The 4,874-nt window shown below is 54.2% G+C and carries 3 protein-coding genes and 1 pseudogene; 1 reads left to right on the forward strand and 3 read right to left on the reverse strand.

Features of this window, described 5'->3' with window-relative positions; all coding sequences use genetic code 11:
• Positions 1–346: 346 nt before the first annotated feature.
• From fdhA to U5A65_RS40540, 3 genes and pseudogenes are all read right to left on the reverse strand, one after another.
• Positions 347–1,545, reverse strand: a pseudogene (gene fdhA, locus U5A65_RS40530) (formaldehyde dehydrogenase, glutathione-independent).
• Positions 1,546–1,743: 198 nt separating this feature from the next.
• A complete protein-coding gene (locus U5A65_RS40535) occupies positions 1,744–2,697 on the reverse strand; it encodes a PDR/VanB family oxidoreductase (RefSeq protein WP_321847139.1) in 954 nt (317 codons plus the stop codon).
• 20 nt (positions 2,698–2,717) lie between these two features.
• Positions 2,718–3,767 (reverse strand): aromatic ring-hydroxylating dioxygenase subunit alpha, encoded by a 1,050-nt coding sequence (locus U5A65_RS40540; protein WP_321847136.1) that lies wholly within the window; start codon positions 3,765–3,767, stop codon positions 2,718–2,720.
• Positions 3,768–3,888: 121 nt separating this feature from the next.
• Between U5A65_RS40540 and U5A65_RS40545 the strand changes: the two genes are divergently transcribed.
• Positions 3,889–4,806 (forward strand): LysR family transcriptional regulator, encoded by a 918-nt coding sequence (locus U5A65_RS40545; protein ID WP_321917601.1) that lies wholly within the window; start codon positions 3,889–3,891, stop codon positions 4,804–4,806.
• Positions 4,807–4,874 lie beyond the last annotated feature (68 nt).

The following is a 4,874-nucleotide window of genomic DNA, read 5'->3' on the forward strand; positions in this document are numbered from 1 at the left end:
TTCCCGACCATGTCAGCTACAACGTCGGCATCGCGCAGGTGGGCGGCGCGCGTCTATTATGCCTCCTGCACCGACGATTCTGGCGAACCATCGCGCCCTCTCGACCTGCGCTTGAGTTGCAATGCACTCAGCCACTACCTGATTCGCTAGCCAGGCGAAGCTAGTCATAAGGGCTGCATCTCGTACGACGTTTGGCATCAAATCCTAGTAGGATGCGCCCCGACAAGAGCTCTTCTCGACAACGGCACAAAAGAAGGATGGGCACTCTAAAAATGCCCCTCCAATATACGACAGTCCGGTTGCCAGACAGCTGGCGCAGGCGCCCAATGACTCGTTAGTAAACGCCCTATGCCGCTTTCAGCACCCCGTGCGGATCAATGACGAACTTGGTCGAGACGCCTGAATCAAACAGCGAGTAGCCCTCGGGGGCTTGGTCCAGCGTAATTACATTGACATTGACCACTTCCGCAATGTTCACCCCGGTCCCAGAGAATGGCTTGCATTAAGCTTCGGTTGTACTTCATAACAGGCGTCTGCCCGGTGAAGAAGCTATGCGATTTCGCCCAGCCCAAACCCAATCGCACGGACAGGCTGCCAAGCTGAGCACTTGGATCAACGCCGCCAGGATCCTCTGTCACATAGAGGCCAGGGATACCGATCTTCCCAGCGACACGTGTGACCTCCATCAACGCATTGAGGACCGTCGCTGGCGCCTCCGATTGAGATCCGGCGTGACCGTGCCCCCTTGCTTCAAAACCCACACAGTCAATTGCGCAATCGACCTCCGGTTCACCGAGAAGGTCAGCGATCTGGTCACCAAGTGAAGCATCCGACGACAAATCAACGGTTTCGAAACCCACGCGACGAGCATGTTGGAGACGAGCAGGATTAACGTCCCCAACGATTGTAACGGCAGCCCCAAGCAATCGTGCGGACGCTGCTGCTGCCAATCCAACTGGACCGGCACCCGCCACGTAGACGGTACTTCCGGGACACACTCCCGCGGTCACCGCACCATGGTGCCGGTCGGGAGGATGTCGGACAGGCACGTCAGATCGCGAATCTCTTCCATAGCGCGATCTCGGTCCGGAAATTTTAGAAGATTGAAATCCGCATACGGCACCATGACGAATTCTGCCTGCCCACCGATCCAGCCGCCCATATCGACATAGCCGTACGCCCCACCCGGGCGCTCTGGATTCACGTTGAGACACACACCTGTGCTTTGCTGCTTGCACATCGGGCAGCGTCCACACGCAACATTAAAAGGCACCGACACCAGATCACCCACTTGAAGTGTTGTGACGTCCGAGCCAATCTCGATCACTTCCCCGTTATCTCGTGGCCAAGGACGAGCCCAACGGGAGCAGTTTTCCGCCCCCGCACCATGTGCTGGTCTGAGCCGCAGATATTGGTAGTCACCACCCGCAATATAACGCCGTGGCTCGCTTTACGCCCTCTTGGATCCACCAACTCCGGGAACGGGATTGACTGAACTTCAACCTTACCGTTACCGACGTACACGACACCGCGATTACCTGGCATTATTTTGTCTCCGTCTTATAGCAACGAGATTAATGGTCGATTAATTATAAAATTGGATTATTCGCCGATTGAAAAGTCCCAACATGAACCACTTTGATATTGAGGGTAGACGGATGGACGCGCAGAACGCTTTGCTGCGGAAGAATGCATCGCACAACGTCTGAAAGACCTTATGCGATGCAGGCTGGCACGCCCCGGTCAAATATCCAGGACGAGCACTGGCGACGACGACCTGGAGCAACACGGGGTGAATTGATCGTTCGCCGCGCGTTCTTCGTCGGTCAGGTACAGATCTCGATGCAGAGGAACGCCTGCCGCGACCCTCGTAACGCAAGTGCCACATACGCCTTGCTCGCAGGAAGTCGGAATTTCAATGCCGTGGCGCGCCAAAGCAGCGACAACTGACTCGTCCGCGCCAACGAGGCACCTCAGCCCGGTACTCGCGATGTGAACTTCGAAAGACTTGTCCGCGGAGTCGTCTTTCTTCGGGTTCGCTCCAAAATATTCCCGGTGCAACTGTGCTTCGGCATAGCCAGCACCTCGGGCAGAATCCAGAACGTGCTGGATAAATCCACTCGGGCCACAAACATATACGTGCGGCGTTGCCCCCGGCGCATGTTTGAAAATCCACTCTGCATCGAACTTTTGATCCGGTTCGTCGTCAACGTGCAACCTAACTGCCGAACAGAATCTCTCCCTTGTGAGTTCTTCCATGAAGGCAGCTTTATTGCGCGTTCTTACGCAGTAGTGGAGTTCGAAGGAACGACCTGACTCAGTGAGTTTATCGGCCATACTGATAATTGGCGTGATTCCAATTCCGCCGGCGACGAGTATCGAGTGCTCCATACTGTCTTCCAATGGGAAGTGATTTTTCGGCTCACTCACGCGCAACCTTGCTCCCTCCTCTAGCTGGTGCATGGCTATCGAACCCCCACGTGATACCGGATCTTTCAGGACGCCGATAAGATAGCGATGCGTCTCCTGCGTGGAGTTACAGAGTGAGTATTGGCGAACATATTCGCCTGGAACATGCACATCAATATGCGACCCGGCGGTGAATTGAGGTAACTTACGTCCATCCTCACTGACGAGTTCGAAGGTGCATATATCTTCTGCGACTTTCCGCTTTGCGGCGATCTTGACATTCAACATGATTCAAACCCGTAAATGCACTATTCCGAAGTTTCCGCCCAAACATGCTCGGATGCTTCAGACTTCAACAATGCATCCCATACACGGCGTGCCTGTACAGGCCCGATATCGAATGCAATGTCGACGAACTCTCGCCCGGGCGTACGTTGCATACTGTGGTACTGCGACTCGATAATCTCTTTGTCTTCGTTAAACGTCGCAACAATGTTCCGATATATCTCGTCGGTGACTTCAGTCTCGTCGATTCGGAAATTGTGGGCCGCGGACCAGAAGTAATGAGTCGAATGTTCGGTTTCCGGCGTCATTGCGTTGAGTCCGCGAAATCCGTATCCGTCATCTCGGTTCCCTTCCGGAGCGCCCGCACCAACGTCCTTAGCGCCAGTGAAAATACGAACTAGACCAGGCTCGAATTCAATCTCTTGCCAGCGGTCGACGTGCTCGGTGCCAAATTGATAAGCAGCTGTATATGTGGGCGGCGGAATTGAGTCCAGCATCCAGCGCTCGACACGTACCCCCTTTGTTGTCCGCGTCGTTTTTGTGTCCGCGGCAAAGTGCGTCTCGGCGTCGCCACCAATTGTGTGTTTGTGGACGTATCCGAGATGGGTTAAATCAAGAAGGTTGTCGTAGATGAGAAGATGATTCGCCTCGATCAGATACGTATTTTTGCGGTATCGCCAGCGACCATCGGAGTGCCACGGGTAGGCAGGCACATTGGCGACGTCCGCGAGATCTGGCCCTCCCATCCAAATCCAGATCAGATCGTCCTTCTCAACAACCGGGTACGACCTGACCTTCGCCTTAGTAGGTATCTTGCTTTGTCCTGGCACACGCGTACATTGCCCACTGCAGTCGTACTCGAGACCGTGATACGCACACCGCAAGCTGTTTCCGACCACGTCTCCGTGGTGCAGCGGGAGTGCCCGATGACAGCAGCGATCTTCCAACGCTGCGACGGTCCCGTCCATCGTCCGGAACAGGACTACGGGCTCACCAAGCAACGTCCGAGGGAACGGCTTTTGCCCGATTTCATCTGCCCATGCGGCGACGTACCACGAATTTCTGACAAACATCTACGTCTCCAAAGTTGTTAAGGTCTCGACCGAATTTTTAGCATTTTCCGCTATTGCACTCAGTGTCACCTTATCCGTATCATGTTTCAATCCGATTTCCAACATAACTCTCATAGAAAAAATGGATAACTTCGATTTGAACCTACTGAATGTTTTTTCCGCATTGCATCATCATGGCCACGTCGGCAGAGCGGCCGACGAGTTGGGAATGAGTCAGCCATCCGTGTCTTACGCGTTAAAGCGGCTACGTGAGCAACTAGGCGATCCGCTCTTCGTGAAAGTGCGTCACGGAATAGAACCCACGCCCCGCGCGCTGGAACTCGCACCAGTTGTTCAATCGATCCTTCGCGAGGTGCGTGAACACGTATTGACCGCACCGGCGTTTGAGGCGCAGACAGCTCAGCGAACATTCACGATCGCCATGTCCGACGTTGGAGAGATGGTTTTCTTGCCAAGAATTCTCAGACGCGTCGCGGAAGATGCGCCGTTTGTAGATGTTAGAACTGTATCTAGCGACCCGAAGGACCTCATGACCGCGCTTCAGCGCAGTGAAGTCGATCTCGCAATCGGCTACTTTCCGGACTTAAGTGGCGTAGACGTGTTCCAGCAGCGCCTCTTCCGTCATGACTTTGTATGTCTAGTCCGAGCGGATCATCCTGTTTTGGAATCAGGACTCACTCGTAAAGCGTTCCAGTCACTGCCCCACGCCGTTGTACGTGCGGAAGGTCGAAGCCAGGAGATCGTAGAGCAATATTTGCGTTCTAAGGGCATTGAACGACGCGAGATGCTTCGCTCACCACATTTCCTTAGTATTCCGATGGTCGTTGCTATGACCGACCTCGTCGTGACTGTACCCAGAGCTGTTGCCGAAGTTTTTACGCAATTCGCGAACGTGAGAGCAGTGAGCCCTCCCTATCCGATGCCAACGTTCGACCTGAAACAACACTGGCACCGCTGTCAAAACAACGATCCTGGAAACCGTTGGTTGCGTGCGATAGTATTGGATCTGTTCAGCCAGTCCGAACCTTCAAAGGCTTAGTCCAGCAGACCGGACAGCCCAATGCATCTGTACGCGTCTCCATTGAATACAAATGCTGACGCTACCCC

It is taken from the genome of Paraburkholderia sp. J10-1, from assembly GCF_905220165.1.
Classification (GTDB): domain Bacteria; phylum Pseudomonadota; class Gammaproteobacteria; order Burkholderiales; family Burkholderiaceae; genus Paraburkholderia.